This is a genomic window from Achromobacter sp. ACRQX (assembly GCF_022346505.1).
GTDB classification, from domain to species: domain Bacteria; phylum Pseudomonadota; class Gammaproteobacteria; order Burkholderiales; family Burkholderiaceae_B; genus Achromobacter; species Achromobacter animicus.
Window position 1 is genome coordinate 1 of the sequence record NZ_JAKRML010000025.1, and the last position, 16619, is coordinate 16619.

Here is a 16619-nt window from a genome sequence, read left to right on the forward strand (position 1 = left end):
CCGCATCGCCGCGATCTCCGAGGCGTCCTTGATCAGCCGCATGTCGGCCAACAGCGGACGCACGTCCTGCTGCCGCGTCGGCGGGGTGTGTCCGCCACGGCTCTTTTCCTGCGCGGCGGCATCGCGATCCTGGCGACGGCGCAGGAAGCCATCCGCAACCGCGACGCGGAATACCCCTTCCGGCACGACAGCGACTTTTTTTACCTGACCGGCTTTACCGAACCGGACGCGTGGCTGGTCCTGGTTGCCGGCGCCACCGACCGGGCCGTGCTGTTCTGCCGGCCGCGCCATGTCGAGCATGAACTCTGGGAAGGCAAGCGCTTCGGCCCCGAGGCTGCCGCGGCCTACTTCGGCTTTGACGACGCCCACCCCATCGACGCGCTGGACGAGCTGGTGCCCGCGCTGATGCTGGACCACCCCACGCTGTACGCGCCGCTGGCCGGCGACAAGCGCACGGATGGCCGCCTGCGCCGCTGGCTGGCCGCCGCGCAGGAAAAGAGCCGTGGCGGACACACCCCGCCGACGCGGCAGCAGGACGTGCGTCCGCTGTTGGCCGACATGCGGCTGATCAAGGACGCCTCGGAGATCGCGGCGATGCGGCGCGCGGCCAAGATATCGGCGGGCGCGCACGCGCGGGCCATGCGCGTTGCGCGGCCAGGCATGCGCGAGTACGAAATCGAAGCCGAGCTGCTCTATGAATTCCGCCGGCATGGCGCGCAGTCGGTGGCGTACAACAGCATCGTCGCCGCCGGAGCCAACGCCTGTGTGCTGCACTATCCGGCCGGCGAGGCGGTGCTGCGCGACGGCGATCTGGTACTGGTCGATGCGGGCTGCGAGGTCGACAGCTACGCCAGCGACATCACGCGCACATTTCCGGCGAACGGCCGCTACAGCGGCCCGCAGCGCGCGCTGTACGACCTGACGGTGGCGGCGCAGGATGCTGCGGCCCAGGCCACCGCGCCGGGCCGCACCTTCAACGACGCGCACGAGGCCGCCTTGCGCGTCCTGGCGCAAGGCATGCTCGATCTGAAACTGTTGAAGGGGTCGCTGGACGGCGTGCTGGAATCGGGCGACTACAGCCGCTTCTACATGCACCGGACCGGCCACTGGCTGGGGCTGGACGTCCACGACGTGGGCGACTACCGCCAGCCGGGCACGGCAACCGGCGCGGAGCGGCCGTGGCGCACGCTGGAAACCGGGATGATGCTGACGATCGAGCCGGGCATCTATGTGCGCCCGGCGGACGACGTGCCCGAGGTCTACTGGAATATCGGCATCCGCACCGAGGACGACGCGCTGGTCACGGACGAAGGCTGCGAACTGATTACCCGAGGCGTCCCGGTGCAGGCCACCGAGATCGAGGCGCTGATGCGCGAATAGCGCGGCGGAGCAAAAGACTTACAGCACGTAGCCGTCGAGCCAGCCCATGGCCACCCACACGTAGACCACGACCATGGCGATAGCGAACATGGTGACGATGGCGCCGACCAGGCAGGCCAGGATCGCCACCAGCACCGGGCCCCAACCTGTCGACGACACCTTGTCCAAGCCCGGATTGCAGAGCCGATCGAATTTCTCGTCCGGCATCAGCGAGTAGACGGCGCTTTCGATGAAGCCGTCGATCATCGGGATGAAGAGCAGGAAGAACGCGGGGTTGTCGTACCAGACCGGGTAGAAGCGGAATGCGCAGAACAGGCACACGGCGGCGAACGCGGTGACCAGCCACGCGTGGCGCCGGCCCAGATACCACCAATGCGCCCCGAAGGCGCCAAGCAGGCAGGCCAGCAGCCCCACCACAACCTTGCTGCGGGGGCGGCGGGCGGATACGGCGGAAAGCGAAGAGGAAGCCTGAGCCTGCGTCATGTCAATCAACCGGTAAGGGAGCCGTGGCGCCGGGCTGCGGCGGCTGCCGCGATTGTAGTGGACGAGTAAAATCCGGGCATGACTTCCTCCGCCTACGACATTGCGATTCTTGGCGCCGGCCCCGTGGGCCGCGTATTGGCCCTGATGCTGGCGCGCGTGGCGCCCGATCCGGCGCGCATCGCCCTGCTCGCGGGCAGCGCACCGGTCCCCGTCACGCCGGCCGCGGCCATCCCGGCCGCAGATCCGCGCGTGCTCGCCATGAACCACGGCAGCCGGGTGCTGCTGGAGTCGCTGCATGCCTGGCCCGAACGCTCGGCCGACATCCGCAACATCCATGTGTCGCAGCGCGGCCGGTTGGGCCGCACGCTGATCCAGCACACCGATTTCAACGTGCCCCAACTGGGCAGCGTGGTGGCCTATTCCGGGCTGTACGCCAAGCTGGACGAATGCGTCGCGGCGTCCGGCGTCACCGTGCTGGCCGGTCCGCCGGCGCAGATCGGCCTCCAGGATGCCGACGGCGTGCGCATCCAGCAGGGCGAAACACAAATCCTTTGCGGCGTTGCGGTGCAATCCGACGGCGCCGGCGCCACGGATGTGCGGCGCGACTACGACCAGCACGCCGTGCTGACCACCGCGCAGGCCACCCTGCCCCGGCGCGGCTGGGCCTGGGAACGGTTCACGTCCGAGGGCCCGCTGGCGCTGCTGCCGCACCCGCAGACGCCGGACGCCTATTCGGTCGTCTGGTGCAGCGCGCCGGACCGCGCGGCCGAGTTGGCGGCGCTGGACAACGCCGCGTTTTCCCACGCACTGACGCAGGCCTTCGGCGAACGCCTGGGCCGTCTGTCCAGCCATGCGCCCCGCCACGTTTTCCCGCTGGCGCTGTCCGCCCGCCGCGCACAGGTGCACGGCCGCGTGGCGGCCATCGGCAACGCGGCCCAGACCTTGCACCCGGTGGCGGGGCAGGGTCTGAACCTGGGCCTGCGCGATGCGGCGCGGCTGGCGCAGACCCTGGCGGGCTGGCTGGCGAGTCGCGCTGCCAACGCCGGCTCAAACCCCGGCCCCGCGCTCGCCGAATTCGCCAGCGCGCGCCATCTGGATCGTTTCATCACCGCCGGGCTCACCGATTTCATGCCGCGCATCTTCGCCACCCGCCTCGCGCCCGTCGAACACGCCTGCGGCGCCGCGCTCTTGGGAATGGACCTTGCCTCCCCGCTGCGCGCCCCGCTCGCGCAGCACCTGCTGCAGGGTTTCCGCGCCTGACCTCCCTTCGATCCGGCCCCGCATAGGGGCGGGATCGCCCTCTGTTATTCCCTGTTTGTTACCAGGCCCTCTCGCCCCAAAAATGGGGGTTCGATCGAGCCGGTTAAAATGTGAGCATGCGCATAGGCCAATGGACCCTTCCCAACAACGTTCTTGTCGCGCCCATGGCGGGCGTGACGGATCGTCCTTTCCGCCAGCTTTGCAAGAAGCTGGGGGCGGGTTACGCGGTGTCCGAGATGGCCGCCAGCAACCCGAAACTCTGGGACAGCGTCAAGACGTCGCGCCGCCTGAACCACGACGGCGAGATCGCCCCCATTTCGGTGCAGATCGCCGGGGCGGACCCCGCCATGATGGCCGAGGCGGCCGTCTTCAACGCCAACAAGGGCGCCCGGATCATCGACATCAACATGGGATGTCCGGTCAAGAAGGTGTGCAATGTGGCGTCGGGATCGGCGCTGTTGCGCCATGAAGACCTGATCGTCCGCATCCTGGACGCGGTGGTCGCCGCCTGCGCGCCACTTGGCGTGCCCGTCACCCTGAAGACCCGCACCGGGTGGGATCGCAACAGCCGCAATGCATTGCGCGTCGCGAAGCTGGCTGAAAACGCCGGCATTGCCGCCCTCACGCTGCACGGCCGCACGCGGGCCGACCTCTATACGGGCGAGGCGGAATATGACACCATCCGCGCCGTCAAGGCCGAAATCGGCATCCCCGTGATTGCGAACGGAGATATCGACTCGCCCGCCAAAGCCCGGCATGTCCTGGATTACACTGGCGCCGACGCGGTCATGATTGGCCGGGCGGCCCAGGGCCGTCCGTGGATCTTCCGCGAAATCGACCACTACCTGCGCACGGGCGAAACACTGGCCCCTCCCTCTTATAGGGAAATGCGCGAGCTGCTGCTCGAACATCTCGACGACCACTACCGTTTCTATGGCGAGCACACCGGCGTACGCACCGCGCGCAAGCACATAGGCTGGTATGTGGACGGCCTGCCGGGCGCGGATTCGTTCTGCGCCGGCATGAACCTGATCGACAACACCCGCGACCAATGGCGGGCGGTGGCGGACTGGTTCGACACGCTCTCACGCGACGGCGCCCCTACCCCGGCGCCGGCCGCAGAAGCCCTATTGGCGGCATGACCGCCTAAACACCAACATAAAAATATCTGTACTCAAATGAGCAAGAAAGATGTCCTGGAAGAATGCGTGCGCGCCAGCCTGGAGCGCTATTTCGAAGACTTGGGCGAGTCCGAGCCCCACGATATGTGGGACATGGTCATGCGCTGCGTGGAGCGCCCGGTGCTTGAAGTAGCGTTGGAGCGGTCGGGCGGCAACCAGTCCCGGGCGTCCGAGATGCTGGGCATCACCCGCAACACCCTGCGCAAGAAGTTGCTGGCGCACAATATCCAGGTTTAGCTTTCCCCCGCGCGGGCGGCGCATGCTTGGCGCCGCCGCCCCCTCCAGATTTCCCATCCGACCAGAACGAGAAAGGCGTCCCCGCCCCACTCCGTCCCATCATGAAAATCGAAACCGCCCTGCTTTCGGTGTCCGACAAGACCGGCATCGTTGAATTTGCCCGCGCCCTGGCCGCGCGTGGCGTGCGCCTGCTGTCGACCGGCGGCACCGCCAAGCTGCTTGCCGATTCCGGCCTGACCGTCACCGAAGTGGCCGCCCACACCGGCTCGCCCGAGATCCTGGACGGCCGCGTGAAGACGCTGCACCCGAAGATCCACGGCGGCCTGCTGGCCCGCCGCGACAGCGCCGAGCACATGGACACGATCAAGGCGGCTGGCATCGATCGCATCGACATGCTGGTGGTCAACCTGTACCCGTTCCGTGAGACGGTCGCCAAGCCCGACTGCGCGTTTGCCGACGCCGTCGAGAACATCGACATCGGCGGCCCCGCCATGCTGCGCGCTGCCGCCAAGAACCACGGCACCGAAGCCGGCGGCGTGACGGTCGTGATCGACCCGGTCGACTACTCGCGCGTCCTGGCCGAAATGGACAAGGGCGGCTCGACCTCCTACGGCCTGCGCCTGGCGCTGGCCGCCAAGGTCTACGCCCACACGGCCTCGTATGACGGCGCCATCGCCGCCTACCTGACCAGCCTGACCGAAGCCGAACCCGTGCAGGAAGCCGTGCCCGCCCGCAACGAATGGCCCGGCACGCTGACGCTGCAGGTCAAGCAGGAACAAGCCCTGCGCTACGGCGAAAACCCGCATCAAAGCGCCGCCTTCTACGTCGACGCGCAGCGTCCGGCGGGCCTGCTGGGCAACTACCGCCAGCTGCAGGGCAAGGAACTGTCCTACAACAACATCGCCGACGCCGACGCGGCGTGGGAATGCGCGCGCAGCTTCGAGGCGCCCGCCTGCGTCATCGTCAAGCACGCCAATCCGTGCGGCGTGGCCGTGGCCACCGACACGCTGGGCGCGTACCAGCAAGCCTTCAAGACCGACCCGACGTCGGCCTTTGGCGGCATCATCGCCTTCAACCGCCCGGTTGACGCCGCGACCGCCGAAGCCGTCAGCGCGCAATTCCTGGAAGTGCTGCTGGCCCCGGCCTACGACGGCGCCGCGCTGGCCATCCTGGCCGCCAAGAAGAACGTGCGCGTGCTGGAAGTGCCGATGGGCACGGGCCAGAACGCCTTCGACATCAAGCGCGTGGGCGGCGGCTGGCTGGTGCAGACGCCGGACGCCTACAACGTGCCGCGCGACGCCCTGAAGGTCGTCACCAAGCGACAGCCCACCGAACAGGAAATGAACGACCTGTCGTTCGCCTGGAAGGTCGCCAAGTACGTCAAGTCCAACGCCATCGTGTTCGTGGGCGGCGGCATGACGCTGGGCGTGGGCGCCGGCCAGATGAGCCGCATCGACTCGGCCCGCATCGCCTCGATCAAGGCGGAAAACGCCGGCCTGACCTTGAAGGGCTCGGCCGTGGCGTCCGACGCGTTCTTCCCGTTCCGCGACGGCCTGGACGTCGTGGTGGCGGCGGGCGCGACCTGCGTGATCCAGCCGGGCGGCAGCGTGCGCGATGACGAAGTCATCGCCGCCGCCGACGAGCACGGCATCGCCATGGTGCTGACCGGCACCCGCCACTTCCGCCACTGATGCGCGTCCTCGGCATCGATCCCGGCCTGCGCCGCACCGGCTTCGGTGTGATCGATGCCGAAGGCTCGCGGCTGCGTTACGTGGCCAGCGGGACCATCGTGGTCCCGCCGGCGCTGACGCTGTCCGAACGCCTGAAGGTCATCCTGGACAATCTGCGCCAGGTGGCCCGCGACACGCAACCCGACGTGGCCGCGCTGGAAATCGTCTTCCTGAACACCAATCCCGCTTCCACCCTGCTGCTCGGGCAGGCGCGCGGCGCGGCGCTGTGCGCGCTGGCCGACAGTTCGCTCGACGTGCACGAATACACCGCCCTGCAGATCAAGAAAGCCGTGGTCGGCACCGGCCGCGCGGCGAAAGAGCAGGTGCAGATGATGGTGCAGCATCTCTTGGCGCTGGACGGCGTGCCCGCCCCCGACTCGGCCGACGCGCTGGCCTGCGCGATCTGCCACGCGCACGTGGGTCCGCTGCAGGACAAGCTGGAACGCCTGGGCAGCGCGCTGCGCATGGGCGGCAAGACCCGCATCCGCAACGGCCGGCTGATCGGCTGATCCCCGCATTCCCTTTTTCGCTGCGTCACATCACGCCTACGCGGCCCCGCCCGCTCGCGCGCCCGCACGTATAGAATCCCCGCATCTGCCGCGCATTGCGCGGCTCCACCATTGCCAGGCCTCTCACCATGATCGGAAGAATCACCGGAACCCTGATCGAAAAACTGCCCCCCACGATCTGCGTGGACGTGGGCGGAATCGGGTATGACATCGACGTGCCCATGAGCACGCTGTATTCGCTGCCCGACACGGGCGCGCGCGTCACGCTCTACACGCACCTGACCGTGCGCGAAGACGCGCACATCCTGTATGGCTTTGCGTCGGCAGGCGAGCGCAGCGCGTTCCGCGAGCTCATCAAGGTCAGCGGGATCGGGGCGCGAACCGCGCTGTCGGTGCTGTCGGGTTTGTCGGTCTCGGATCTGGCGCAGGCCATCACGCTGCAGGAGTCGGGCCGTCTGACCCGCGTGCCGGGTATCGGCAAGAAGACCGCGGAACGCCTGCTGCTGGAGATGCGCGGCAAGCTGGGCGCGGACATTGGCGCCGCGGCGCACGTCACGCACGACAACCAGTCCGACATCCTGAATGCCCTGCTGGCGCTGGGCTACTCCGAGAAGGAATCGCTGTCGGCCCTGAAGACGCTGCCCGAGGGCGTGGGCGTGTCCGACGGCATCAAGCAGGCGCTGAAGGCGCTGGTGCGCTGAGTAATCGCGCTAGGCCGTCTTGCCGTGCTGCAGGTAGCGCGGCGCCACGGCTTCCAGCCCCGTGGGCACCACATGCAGCTCGGGGGCGATCGGCCCGCCGCATACGTTGTCGCGGCGCAGGGAATCCAGATTGTCGCGCGACATCAGCGGCGTGCCCGGCATGCATTCGAACAGCCGGGCCTGCATGCGACCCACCCCCATCGGGATGCTGATGACGGGACGCGGATGGCCGCTCCAGGCGGCGCACAGCCGCGCGATCTCGCCCAGCGTGTAGACCTGCGGTCCACCCAGTTCGTAGGTCTTGCCGCAGGTATGCGAGTCGGCCAGCGCCGTCGTCATGGCGGTCACCACGTCGCCCACATAGATGGGCTGCATGCGCGCGTTGGCGCCAGCCAGCGGCAATACCGGCAGCCAGCGCGCCAGCGACGCGAACATATTGGTGAAGTTGTCGTCGGGGCCGAAAAGCACCGACGGGCGGAAGATGGTCCAGCCGATATCGCCGCGGTCTTGGTAGGCCGCCTTGATGGCGGCCTCGCCGTCGCCCTTGGAGCGCTGGTACATGCTGTCGCCGCTGGAATCGGCGCCCAGCGCGCTGACGTGCAGCAGGCGACGCACGCCGTGGCGCACGCAGGCCTGCGCAATGCGCTGCGGCAGATGCACGTGGGCCCGCGCGAAGTCCGACCCATATGGCCGGCCCAGATTGCCATGCAGGATGCCCACCAGATTCACGACGGCATCGCAGCCCCGGACCATGCCGTCGAGCGCGGCGTCATCATGGATGTCCGCCTGAAGCAGCGTGACGGTGGGAAGTAATTGCAGGTCGCGTCCGCGTGCAATGAGCCGCGTGGGCACGACGATCTGATGCGGGTCCGCGCAAAGCCGTGCTACCAAGTGGCGGCCGATGAAGCCCGTGCCGCCAATGACAAGGATACGCATGGCGTAGCCTCCGGTTCGTCAGGATCGAGGTTCGATTCTGCCTTGCCAGGTCGGCAGGCGCAAGCGCGCGCAGGGCGCACGCCGCGCGCGCCGCTTGATGCGCGTCAGCCCGCCAGCAGCCGGGCGTAGGCCGGAAGGTCGACGTTGCCGCCGCTGATGATGACGCCGACCCGGGCCCCGCGCACCGGCACCACGTTCTGCATGACGGCCGCCGCGGCCAGGCAGCCCGTGGGTTCCACGACCATCTTCATGCGCTCGGCAAAGAACTTCATGGTCGTGACGAGCTGTTCATCCGTCACCGTGACGATGTCGCGCACGTACTTCTGGATGAGGGGGAACGTGATGTTGCCCAGGTGCGTGGTGGCGGCGCCATCGGCCAGCGTCTTGGGCGCGGGGATTCGGACAATTTCACCCTTGCGCAAGGACTGCTGCCCGTCGTTGCCGGCTTCGGGCTCGACGCCGTACACCAGGCAGCGGGGGCTGAGCGCGAAGGCGGACAGGGCCGAGCCCGACAGCAGGCCGCCGCCGCCCAGGCACACGAACAGGTAGTCCAGTTCGCCGACTTCCTCGAACAGCTCCTTGGCGGCGGTGCCCTGCCCCGCGATCACGTCCTCGTGGTCGTACGGCGGGATCAGCGTGGCGCCGGTTTCGGCCTGGATGCGACGGGCGATGGTCTCGCGGTCTTCGGTGTAGCGGTCGTACGTGACGATCTTGCCGCCGTAGCCTTCCGTGGCCGCGCGCTTGGCCGCGGGCGCGTCCAGCGGCATGATGATCGTGGCCTGAACGCCTTGCAGCTTCGAGGCCAGCGCGATGGCCTGCGCGTGATTGCCCGACGAGAACGTCACCACGCCGGCGGCACGCTGCTCGGGCGTGAGGCGCGCGATGGCGTTGTAGCCGCCCCGGAACTTGAACGCGCCCATGCGCTGGAAGTTCTCGCACTTGAAGAACAGCGACGCGCCGGCGATGGCATCGGCGGTGGCCGAGGTCAGGACGGGCGTGCGGTGTGCGTTGCCGGCCAGGCGCTCGCTGGCGCGCACGACGTCATCATAGAAGGGCAATTCGGGCTGCATGGAATAAGGTCCTTAGATCGCGAGGGGGAAACGAAACCCTCGGATCATAAACCCGTCGCGCGGTTTGCGCGCCGCCCGTTGGCATGACGGCGCGTGGCGCGGATTATTTGCCGAAGAGGTCGCCGCTGCCGCCGGTGGCGGTGCCCGCAGGCGGCGCCAGGCCCAGGTGGCGCCACGTGGTCAGCGTGGCGGTGCGCCCGCGCGGCGTGCGTTGCAGGTAGCCGTGCTGGATAAGGTACGGCTCGATGACGTCCTCGATCGTGTCGCGCTCTTCGCCGATGGCAGCGGCCAGGCTGTCCACGCCGACCGGGCCGCCATCGAACTTGTGGACGATGGCTTCGAGCAGCTTCCTGTCCATCAGGTCCAGCCCTTGCGGATCGACTTCCAGCATGGCAAGCGCACGGCCCGCGACGTCGGCGTCGATCGTGCCGCCCGCCTTGACCTCGGCGTAATCGCGCACCCGGCGCAGCAGCCGGTTGGCGATACGCGGCGTGCCGCGCGCGCGGCGCGCCACCTCGGCCGCGCCGTCCGGCGTGATGACGGCGTTCAACAAGCCCGCGCTGCGCGTCACGATGTGGCCGAGATCGGCAGCGTTGTAGAACTCGAGCCGCGAGACGATGCCGAAGCGGTCGCGCAGCGGATTGGTCAGCATGCCGGCACGCGTCGTGGCGCCTACCAGCGTGAAGGGCTGCAGATCCAGCTTCACGCTGCGCGCGGCCGGGCCTTCGCCGATCAGGATGTCGATCTGGAAGTCTTCCAGCGCGGGGTAGAGGATTTCCTCGACGACGGGCGACAGGCGATGGATTTCGTCGATGAAGAGGACGTCGTTCTTTTCCAGGTTGGTCAGCAGCGCGGCCAGGTCGCCCGGGCGTTCGAGGACCGGGCCTGAGGTCTGGCGCAACTGCACGCCCATTTCGTGGGCGATGATGTGCGCGAGCGTGGTCTTGCCCAGGCCCGGCGGGCCGAAGAGCAGGACGTGATCCAGGGCCTCGCCGCGCTTTTTGGCCGCGGCGATGAAGATCTCGAGCTGTTCGCGGGCGCGCTGCTGCCCGACGTACTCCTGTAACGCCTTGGGCCGCAACGCGCGTTCGATCGACTCCTCGTTGGGCGACACCGGCTGCGGCGCCACGATGCGAGGGGCGTCGGGACGGGAGGAAAGCGAATCGGACTGGATGGCCATGGTGCGGGGTACGGGCAGAGGACGAAGCAGGATGAATCGTACCGTAGCCCGGCCCGCCCTGGGGCCGCCCCGAGGACACGCCGGGCAGGCGGCCTGCGATCAGGCGGCCTGCGATCAGGCGGCCTGCGGTCAGGCGGCCTGCGACAGCGGCAGACGCACGCGCACGCACAGGCCGCCGGATTCGGCCTCGCGCAGTTCGAGCGATCCGCCGTGCGCCCGCGCGATGGCCTCGGCCAGGGCCAGGCCCAGGCCCACGCTGCCCGTGCGGGTGCGCGCGTCGTCCAGCCGGCTGAACGGCCGCAAGGCCTCCAGGCGGCGTTCGGGCACGATGCCTGGGCCGTGGTCGGCCACGTCCAGCACCGCGTGCCCTTCTTCGCGGCGCAGCGCGATGTCCACCGGCGGCGCGCCGTGGTTCAGCGCGTTGCCGATCAGGTTGTCCAGCAGACGGCCCAACGCCACGGCGTCGGCCTGCACCACCGCCCCGCTGGCATCCTGGGCGGTGTCCAGGCCGATGGCGGTGCCGGCGCCCTGCCAGGCGCCCACGCGCTCGGTCAGCCATTCGGCCAGCACGATGGGCGCATAGCGGTAGGCCGCCGGGTCGGTGCCGCGCACGAAGCCGATGAACTGATCCACCATGTGCTGCATGTCGCGCAGGTCGGTGCGCAGGCCTTCCTTCAGCGTGGAATCGTCGGCCATTTCAACGCGCAGCCACATGCGCGACAGCGGGCCCTTCAAGTCATGCGGCAGCCCGGAAAGCAGCGTGCGCCGCACCGAGTCGGACTCGGACAGCGCGTCCAGCATGGCATTGAAGCGTTCGCCCAGCACGCGGGTTTCATGCGGCCCCGAGGGCTCCACGCGCTGCGGCTGGCCGGCGGCCAACTGGTCCGCGGCATCGGCAAGGCGCGTGATCGGCCGCGTGATGTGCCACGAAAAGCCCACGGCCAGGAGCAGCAGGAGGCCCAGACCGCCAAGCCAAGCGGCGATGAAGGGCGTGGCCACGGGCGGGTCCAGCCGTTCCAGCGGAATGACCAGCCACTCGCGCAGCCGCGGCGCGTCTTCGGTGGCCGGGTTGGGCGCCAGCGAGATGAAGATTTCCGGCGTTGGGCCGCGCGACAGCGCCACGCGCGTGCCGTCGTTCAGGCGTTCGTTGAGTTGCTGAACCAGCACGCGCAGATCGCGGCGGATATCGTCGGGCTCGGGCTTGTAGCGGCGGTTGGACTCCTCGCGGTCGCGGGCCCCGTCGCCGGTGCGCTGCGCGTCGCCGCGCCCGTCGGCCTGGGCGGCGTGCGTGTCGCGCTCGTCGTCGCGGACTTCGGGCGGCGGGGGCGGCGGCGGCCCGTGAAATTGGGAATCCTGGGAGGACGGCGGCGGTGGAGGCGGCGGGCGCGGCGCGGCGCGTGGCGGTGGCGGACGGCGGCCGTTGAAGCGCTGCAGCTTGGCTTCGGCGGGCAGCACACGCGACCACAACCGCCACTGGTTCTGCGACGCGGCCCGCACAAAATCGGCGCGGTCTTCGGCCGGCACCTGGGACACGGCGGCCCGCAGCGTGCGGATGGTGGTGACGATGTAGCCGATGGCCACGTCTTCCATGAACTTGTGCCGGAAGTACGACACGGTCACCAACGTGGCGGCCTGCGTCAGCAGGACGGATCCCAGGATCAGCAGGATCAGCCGCGCCCGCAGCGAGCGGGGCACCAGAATGCCGGGGGAAAAGCGCATCAGGGCGAGAACCGGTAGCCGATGCCCCAGACGGTCTGAATCCAGCGCGGCTGCTTGGGATCGTCTTCGATGACGCGGCGCAGGCGCAGGATCGCGATGTCGATCGCGCGGTCGTTGCGCTCGCCGGCGTCGTCGTCGCGGGCCAGCGCCAGCAGGCGTTCGCGCGACAGCGGCTTGCCGGCGTTGCGCACCAGGGCTTCAAGCAGGTTGATCTCGCCGCCCGTCAGCTTGACGACGGTGCCGTCGCGGGACAGCTGACGCGTGGACGGATCGAACACAAATGGGCCGAACGAGACCGGCGCGTCCTTGGTGAGCGCGGACGGGCCGCGCTTGCGGCGCAGCACGGCCTCGATGCGGGCCAGCAGTTCGCGGGGATCGAAGGGCTTGCCGACGTAGTCGTCGGCGCCGGCCTCCAGGCCGATGATGCGGTCCACGGCTTCGTCGCGCGCGGTCAGCAGGATGACGGGAATGTCCTCGCCCTGCTCGCGCAGGCGGCGGCAGGCATCGGCGCCGTCGCCGCCGGGCAGCATGCGGTCGAGCACCAGCAGATCGGGCGCGTAACGGGTAATGCGCGAGGAAAGGTCGGTCGCGTCCGGGGCAAGCAAAGTGTCGTAGCCATGCCGGTTCAGGTAGTCGGCCAGCAATTGGCGCAGCGCCGGATCGTCGTCGACGACCAGCAGCTTGGTGTGGGAATTGTCCATGGGCGTCATAGTGCGGCGCGTCGCCGTCGCCCGCAAGGGGCGGGAAATCATCTGAAATATACCCGTTGCACGATGTACGGATGATGTGTCGGGCTTTTTGCAACGGGGGTCCCCTCGCCCCCGAACTGGCCCTAGAATGTCGCTTCGCCTGCCGCCCTTCGTGGACTTTCCTAAAGATCGTTTACAGATGCCCGGCAGGGTGCTCCCTACACTGTCCCCATGGCCGCCACAGCTAACCCCTGGCGCAGAGGGCTGTTGCACGCGGCGCTGACGGCGGGCCTGGCCTGGCCGCTGGCGCCCGCTTTTGGTGACGAGCCCGACGTGCCCCCTTTTACTTGGACGCCGCCCCCGGCGGGCGACGTCACGCGCGTGGCGCGCGGCATCGGCGTGCTCTCGCCGGTTCAATCTCTGCCGGTGCGCCCCGCCCCGTCGCTGGAAGATCGGGCCGTGCCGCTGGACCCGACGCCGTGCGACCTGCACGCGACGGAACCCGGCATGGACACCACGGTGCGCGATGGCGCTGACGACCCGGCCGAAGGCTTCATCCCCGGCACCGGCATGGGCCTGACGGGCAACGCGCCGACGGTCCCGCTGTCCTGCGATCCCCTGGCAACGCCGGCTTCCGCCGTCGACATCCCCCCGGACTACTCGTTTGCACTGGAAGACGGCGATCTCCCGAAAATACCCGTGGTGGTGATTTCCGGGGTTTCGCGCCCCTCGCGCCCCTGGTTCTCGTCCGTCGGCGGACTGGATGGCCTGCGCTATGGCGGCAGCCGCAACTGGGTCTACAACAACACCGTCGGCCCTTCCCTCACCGTGGGCAACGTCAATCCGAATGCGCCCGCGTGGGGCAGCGGCGCGCCGGTGGGCGGGCTGCAGATCGCCAACTGGGGCGGCAGCGGCGCCACGTTGCCCGAGGGCAGCTTCGGCTACTCGTCATCGGTGGGCAAACTGAACCTGATGGACCCGGCCGCCAAGTCCGGCGCCGTGGACTACGGCGCGTCCGTCGGCAGCGGCAGCGTGCGCTACGGGCTGACGCCGGTGGTGACGGTCGAAGGCCAGATGCAGAGCGCCCCGTCCCTGACCACGCGCGGCGTGGGCACCACGTACAACGCCGGCGAATTCGGCACCTTCCGGGCCGGCGCCACGCAAAGCACCTTCGATGCGGCCAGCGGCTACCGCTACCGCTTCGGCTACAGCATCGACGTGGCCGACACGGTGACGCTGGGCTACACCAACGAGCAGATCGGTGCGGGCTACGGCGACCTGTCCACCTATTCCGACGGCGTCGCGTCCACGGCCCAGACGCGCAATACCGTATCGGCGGGCGTCCCGTTGTCCGGCTGGGGCACGCTGAGCGGCACGTATTCCGGGCTGCGCGAAGGCTCGGTCCTGGCCGAACAGCGCGTGGGCCTGTCCCACAGCATGTTCGTCGCTCCGAAGGTCAAGCTGGCCGTCGGCGCCGACCGCGACATCGTGACGGGCGACTACGGCTGGCGCGCCAACCTGAGCATGCCGGTCGACACCTTCATGCGCGGCACCTGGCTCAGCTGGTAAGTGCCGGATAGCGTGGCCAAAATCTCCCTCCGGAACGGGCGGCCGGGATTTGGGGCTTAAAATCGCTGCCATGATGCTTCCGGCCTACCCCCATGTCTGACGCGCGCGCCCTCGGCGTGTTGCAGCGCGTTTTCGGTTACGAATCCTTCCGCGGCGACCAGCAAGCCATTGTCGAACAGGTGATCGGCGGCGGCGACGCGCTCGTTCTCATGCCCACGGGCGGCGGCAAGTCGCTCTGCTACCAGATCCCCTCGCTGGTGCGCGAAGGCACCGGCATCGTCGTGTCGCCCCTGATCGCGCTGATGCAGGACCAGGTCGACGCGCTGACCGAACTGGGCGTGCGCGCGGCGTTCCTGAATTCCACGCAGGATTGGCGGGTGGCGCGCGAAGTTGAACAGGCTTTTCTGGATGGCGAGCTCGACCTGCTCTACGTCGCCCCCGAACGCCTGCTGACCGACCGCTGCCTGCAATTGCTGGACCGCGGCCGCATCGCCCTGTTCGCCATCGACGAAGCGCACTGCGTGTCGCAATGGGGTCATGACTTCCGGCCCGAATACCTGGGCCTGTCCATGCTCCACGAGCGCTGGCCCGACGTGCCGCGCATCGCGCTCACGGCCACCGCCACCGCCGTCACCCGCACCGAGATCGCGCAGCGCCTGTCCCTGGATGAAGCGCGCCATTTCGTCTCGAGCTTCGACCGTCCCAACATCCGCTACCGCATCGTCGAAAAGAACGAGGTGCGCAAGCAGTTGCTGGACATGATCCGCACCGAGCACGAAGGCGAATCCGGCGTGGTGTACTGCCTGTCGCGCGCCCGGGTCGAAGAAACGGCCGAATTCCTGTGCAATCAGGGCATCGATGCGATGCCGTACCACGCGGGCCTCAGCCCCCAGATCCGGGCGGCAAACCAGTCCCGTTTCCTGCGCGAGGACGGCGTGGTCATGGTTGCCACCATTGCGTTCGGCATGGGCATCGACAAGCCCGACGTGCGCTTCGTGGCCCACATCGACCTGCCCAAGTCCGTCGAAGGCTACTACCAGGAAACCGGCCGCGCCGGCCGCGATGGCCTGCCCGCCACGGCTTGGCTGGCCTATGGCCTGCAAGACGTGGTGCAGCAGCGCCGCATGATCGACGAATCGCCCGGCGACGAATCCTATCGCCGGCGCCTGGGCCAGCAGCTCGACGCCATGCTGGGCCTGTGCGAAACGGTGGAATGCCGGCGCGTGCGGCTGCTGGCTTACTTTGGGCAGCAGATCACCGCCTGCGGCAATTGCGACGTCTGTCTGGATCCGCCGCAGGCGTGGGACGGCACGGTGGCGGCGCAGAAAGTGCTGTCAGCCGTGTACCGGCTCTGGAAAGAACGCGGCCAGCGCTACGGCGCCGGCCACATTATCGACATCCTGCGCGGCAAGGTCACCGACCGCACCAAGCAGCATGGCCACGAGTCGCTCAGCGTGTTCGGCGTGGGCGCCGACCTCTCCGACACCGCGTGGCGCGGTGTGCTGCGCCAACTGTTGGCGCAGGGCCTGCTGACCGTGGACAACGAAGGCTTCGGCACGCTGGCCCTGACCGAAGGCAGCCGCGCGGTGCTCAAGGGCGAGCACCAGCTCATGCTGCGGCGCGAATCCGAAAAGAAGCCGCGTTCCGGCAAGACGGGCAGCGGACGGCCCAAGGCGGCGGCGATCGACCTGCCGGCCGAACTGCAGCCCGTGTTCGAGGCACTGCGCGCCTGGCGCGGCGAAGTCGCCAAGAGCCACGGCGTGCCTGCCTACGTGATCTTCCACGACGCCACGCTGCGCGAGATCGCGCTGGCGCAGCCCGAGTCCATGGACGAACTGAGCCACATCAACGGCGTGGGGGCCCGCAAGCTGGAAGCCTACGGCGAAGAAATCCTGCAGCGGGTGGCGCGGCCGGTGCTGTAGCGCCCGGACAGCACCAGAAGCCCGGGCGGAATGCCGGTCCGGCAATCCGCCCC

15 protein-coding genes are annotated in these 16619 nt (G+C 68.7%); 9 read left to right on the forward strand and 6 right to left on the reverse strand.

What is annotated here, in order from left to right; all coding sequences use genetic code 11:
• Nucleotides 1–66: 66 nt before the first annotated feature.
• Complete coding sequence (locus tag MHZ91_RS20195; protein WP_239215441.1) at nucleotides 67–1380, forward strand: aminopeptidase P N-terminal domain-containing protein; 1314 nt, start codon at nucleotides 67–69, stop codon at nucleotides 1378–1380.
• Nucleotides 1381–1398: 18 nt separating this feature from the next.
• Here MHZ91_RS20195 and MHZ91_RS20200 read toward each other — a convergent pair whose 3' ends face one another.
• The gene (locus MHZ91_RS20200; RefSeq protein ID WP_239215388.1) at nucleotides 1399–1863 is read right to left on the reverse strand and encodes an NINE protein; all 465 of its coding nucleotides are present in this window, start codon (nucleotides 1861–1863) and stop codon (nucleotides 1399–1401) included.
• Between the two features lie 78 nt (nucleotides 1864–1941).
• Here MHZ91_RS20200 and MHZ91_RS20205 point away from each other — a divergent pair, with 78 nt between their 5' ends.
• The 6 genes from MHZ91_RS20205 to ruvA all read left to right on the forward strand — a co-directional run bounded on the left by MHZ91_RS20205 (nucleotide 1942) and on the right by ruvA (nucleotide 7481).
• Nucleotides 1942–3123 carry a UbiH/UbiF/VisC/COQ6 family ubiquinone biosynthesis hydroxylase gene (locus MHZ91_RS20205; RefSeq protein WP_239215389.1) on the forward strand — a complete coding sequence of 394 codons (1182 nt, stop codon included), beginning with the start codon at nucleotides 1942–1944 and terminating at the stop codon, nucleotides 3121–3123.
• Nucleotides 3124–3239: 116 nt separating this feature from the next.
• Nucleotides 3240–4265, forward strand: coding sequence for a tRNA dihydrouridine synthase DusB (gene dusB / locus MHZ91_RS20210; RefSeq protein WP_175184421.1), 1026 nt, complete (start codon nucleotides 3240–3242; stop codon nucleotides 4263–4265).
• A gap of 36 nt (nucleotides 4266–4301) precedes the next feature.
• Nucleotides 4302–4541: a helix-turn-helix domain-containing protein gene (locus tag MHZ91_RS20215; protein WP_006217670.1), complete on the forward strand. Its 240-nt coding sequence runs from the start codon at nucleotides 4302–4304 to the stop codon at nucleotides 4539–4541.
• A 101-nt stretch (nucleotides 4542–4642) separates the two neighbouring features.
• Nucleotides 4643–6232, forward strand: a complete 1590-nt coding sequence (gene purH, locus MHZ91_RS20220) for a bifunctional phosphoribosylaminoimidazolecarboxamide formyltransferase/IMP cyclohydrolase (RefSeq protein ID WP_239215390.1) — start codon at nucleotides 4643–4645, stop codon at nucleotides 6230–6232.
• Nucleotides 6232–6780 carry a crossover junction endodeoxyribonuclease RuvC gene (gene ruvC / locus MHZ91_RS20225; RefSeq protein ID WP_142050713.1) on the forward strand — a complete coding sequence of 183 codons (549 nt, stop codon included), beginning with the start codon at nucleotides 6232–6234 and terminating at the stop codon, nucleotides 6778–6780. The genes purH and ruvC overlap by 1 nt, the downstream gene beginning before the upstream one ends.
• 128 nt (nucleotides 6781–6908) lie before the next feature.
• On the forward strand, nucleotides 6909–7481 hold the full coding sequence (gene ruvA, locus MHZ91_RS20230; RefSeq protein ID WP_239215391.1) for a Holliday junction branch migration protein RuvA: 573 nt from the start codon (nucleotides 6909–6911) through the stop codon (nucleotides 7479–7481).
• Between the two features lie 9 nt (nucleotides 7482–7490).
• Here ruvA and MHZ91_RS20235 read toward each other — a convergent pair whose 3' ends face one another.
• The 5 genes from MHZ91_RS20235 to MHZ91_RS20255 form a co-directional block, all read right to left on the reverse strand.
• The gene (locus MHZ91_RS20235; RefSeq protein ID WP_175123199.1) at nucleotides 7491–8417 is read right to left on the reverse strand and encodes a complex I NDUFA9 subunit family protein; all 927 of its coding nucleotides are present in this window, start codon (nucleotides 8415–8417) and stop codon (nucleotides 7491–7493) included.
• Between the two features lie 104 nt (nucleotides 8418–8521).
• Nucleotides 8522–9487 (reverse strand): threo-3-hydroxy-L-aspartate ammonia-lyase, encoded by a 966-nt coding sequence (locus tag MHZ91_RS20240; RefSeq protein ID WP_239215392.1) that lies wholly within the window; start codon nucleotides 9485–9487, stop codon nucleotides 8522–8524.
• Between the two features lie 103 nt (nucleotides 9488–9590).
• A complete protein-coding gene (ruvB, locus tag MHZ91_RS20245) occupies nucleotides 9591–10667 on the reverse strand; it encodes a Holliday junction branch migration DNA helicase RuvB (protein ID WP_175123201.1) in 1077 nt (358 codons plus the stop codon).
• A gap of 129 nt (nucleotides 10668–10796) precedes the next feature.
• On the reverse strand, nucleotides 10797–12386 hold the full coding sequence (locus MHZ91_RS20250; protein ID WP_239215393.1) for a sensor histidine kinase KdpD: 1590 nt from the start codon (nucleotides 12384–12386) through the stop codon (nucleotides 10797–10799).
• On the reverse strand, nucleotides 12386–13087 hold the full coding sequence (locus tag MHZ91_RS20255; protein ID WP_008158717.1) for a response regulator: 702 nt from the start codon (nucleotides 13085–13087) through the stop codon (nucleotides 12386–12388). Before MHZ91_RS20255 ends, MHZ91_RS20250 begins: the two co-directional genes overlap by 1 nt.
• Nucleotides 13088–13306: 219 nt before the next feature.
• On the opposite strand from MHZ91_RS20255, the gene MHZ91_RS20260 reads away from it, so the two are divergent.
• The gene (locus MHZ91_RS20260) at nucleotides 13307–14644 is read left to right on the forward strand and encodes a fimbrial protein (RefSeq protein WP_239215394.1); all 1338 of its coding nucleotides are present in this window, start codon (nucleotides 13307–13309) and stop codon (nucleotides 14642–14644) included.
• Between the two features lie 92 nt (nucleotides 14645–14736).
• On the forward strand, nucleotides 14737–16566 hold the full coding sequence (recQ, locus tag MHZ91_RS20265) for a DNA helicase RecQ (protein ID WP_175123203.1): 1830 nt from the start codon (nucleotides 14737–14739) through the stop codon (nucleotides 16564–16566).
• Nucleotides 16567–16619 lie beyond the last annotated feature (53 nt).